Raw genomic sequence first — 2,475 nt, 5'->3', positions numbered from 1 at the left:
GACTCCTGGAACATCGCCGCCCTGGTGCTCGACCTGGCCGAGAGCGGCGACTGGACGGAGTGACGCTGATCCGCCGCGCTACTTGGTGATCGGTGAAATCTGGTTCTCACCGAACCTGTGCTGGCACCCGTCGGCTCAGAATCGGCTCACATGTGTCAATTTTGAGGAATGGGACACAGCTTGCCGATAGGCGGCTTATAACGAGAGCGACGGATCGACCTAACGAGGATTTGTCGTGACCGATTCTGACTATCCAGGACAGTGCAGAGGGGAGGCGCGCGCGTGTCGCTGGTTGCCTGACTAGCGAAGATGTGTCACCGTCGAAAGGGGGCGCAGTGCGTCTCTGACAACAAAATATGGCCCGGTGGGCCGCCCCCAGATCGCCAAATCAGATGGCGGCCCACCTTCGAACTAAGGAAGGAATCCTCCCTTGGTCTCTGTCAGCGTACGTCAAGACCGCCCGGAGCCGAAAGAGCGAAACCCGCAAGAGGAGCCCCATCCGGAGAATCCGGGGCTGGTCGAGGGCCCGGGCGGGTGGTTCGACTGGGCGGGCCGTCGCCTGTTCCTCGCGGACGGGTCACCCGATCCGGCGACACCCGGTGCCTACCGGTACCAGACCCGTCCGGACCTGTGCGATCTCGAAGCGCCGGACTCCGAACCTTCCAGTCCGCGCTATGAGCCCCCGCATCTGCGGCACCGGCCCGGGGACACCTGGGAGATCGGGGGCAAGCCGTTCGACCCCGAGGATCGGGGCCCGTACGGCAGTCCGCGGTGGCGTCAGGACCGGCGCACCGGCCGCCATCGCCGGGGCGAGCTGCCCGACCCGATCCCGCCCTGGGAGAGGGACGAACCCGAGGACCGGCCGCTTCAGGGCCGCATCCCGCGGGATCGCACCGAGCATCCCCGAGCTTCACGGGACGCCACCGCGCGCGACCGGTCAGGCTCCGGTCGCCCGTCCCCGGGCCCGGTGGCGGATCCGACCGCGGGCCCGGACTCGGGTGCGGATCCGACCTTGAGCCCGGTGGCGGATCCGACCGCGAGCCCGGGCTCGGGAGGGAATGTGCTGCCCCCGATTTCTTGGACAGTGATTTGCCTGTATTACAGTCATGTAAGAAAGGGACAAATCACGTATGGGTGTACGGAAATACCCCAAGGAGTTGAAAGCGCGTGCGATCCGGCTCTGCCGCGAGTCCGACCGGCCGATCAAGGAGATCGCGGCCCAGCTCGGCATCGGTTACGAGACGCTCCGGTGGTGGGTCCGCCGCGCTGAGGCCGATACAGTCGAGGCCGGCAGCGATCCGGCTACGACCGATGCCGCCCGGGTGGCCGAGTTGGAGGCCGAGAACGCAGAACTCAAGCGCATCAACGAGATCCTGCGCCTGGCGAGCTCGTTTTTCGCCTCCGAGATCGACCAGACCCGGCGGTGGTCTTGACCTTCTGCGAGCGGGTCCGGGACCGATACGCGGTCGATCTCGTGTTGCGGGCCCTCGGGATTCCCCGCTCGACGTTCTACCACTGGAGGCACCGCGCCGACTGTCCTGCCGACCGCGCCGAGGTCGATCTGGGGCTGGCCAGCGTCATCCACGACTCCTGGCTCGCCTCGGGGCGGACCTACGGCGCCGACCGCGTCTGGGGCGATCTGCGGCGGGCCGGCATCCATGTCGGTCGCAAGCGCATCGCGCGGATCATGCGCGAGCACGGCTGGGAGGGCGCCTTTCTCCGCCGGGGCTGGAAGGGTGGCTCGACGGTCTCGGATCCGAACGCCGAGAAGGCACCTGACATGGTCGGGCGTGACTTCTGGGCGAGCGCTCCGGACCGGTTGTGGGTCGCCGATGCCACCCGCATCGCCTACACCGGCGGGGTGCTGTGGCTCGCGGCCGTCCGCGACGTGTTCGCCAACCGCATCGTCGGCTGGTCGACCGGCCCGTCGTGCGACACCGACCTGATCACCGGGGCGCTGTCGTACGCGACCTGGACCAGAGACCTTGACGGGCTCGATGAGCGCGATCTGGTGCATCACTCCGATCACGGTTCGAACTACACCAGTATCAGGTTCTCGAACCTGTTGGCCGACAACGGTATAGCCCAGTCCATGGGCACGGTCGGCGACTCGTTCGACAACGCGCTGATGGAGAACTTCTGGTCCACGCTGAAGATCGAGCTGATCTACCGGAGGCGTTGGGACACCGCCGAACAACTCGATACCGAGCTGTTCTTGTGGATTGACGGCTGGTACAACACGCGGCGGATCCAAAAGCGCCTGGGCTACCGATCTCCAGCCCAGTTCGAGGACGCCTGGCGTGAGGGACTACTCACAGACGACGATCTCATACCACATTTCCGCAGCAAAGAGAGCTAATCTCGCAAAACCAAGCATCTCGCTGTCCAACAAAGCGGGGGGACCTCAGAACGCGGCCGCCGACCCGCAGGACCCTGGCCGGTCACGCCGCCGGTTCTGGACCGAGGCCGACACGA

The 2,475-nt window shown here is 66.1% G+C and carries 2 protein-coding genes; both read left to right on the top strand.

Features of this window, described 5'->3' with window-relative positions; all coding sequences use genetic code 11:
* The first annotated feature begins 1,130 nt into the window (after nucleotides 1-1,130).
* On the top strand, nucleotides 1,131-1,433 hold the full coding sequence (locus JFB92_RS10460) for a transposase (RefSeq protein ID WP_199037829.1): 303 nt from the start codon (nucleotides 1,131-1,133) through the stop codon (nucleotides 1,431-1,433).
* Nucleotides 1,424-2,359, top strand: coding sequence for an IS3 family transposase (locus tag JFB92_RS10455; protein WP_199037827.1), 936 nt, complete (start codon nucleotides 1,424-1,426; stop codon nucleotides 2,357-2,359). Before JFB92_RS10460 ends, JFB92_RS10455 begins: the two co-directional genes overlap by 10 nt.
* Nucleotides 2,360-2,475 lie beyond the last annotated feature (116 nt).

The organism is Glycomyces salinus, assembly GCF_016428645.1.
In the GTDB taxonomy this organism is placed as follows: Bacteria; Actinomycetota; Actinomycetes; order Mycobacteriales; family Micromonosporaceae; genus Glycomyces; species Glycomyces salinus.
The sequence above is the reverse complement of the archived record's forward strand: the minus strand, read 5'-3'. Positions and strand labels throughout refer to the sequence as shown.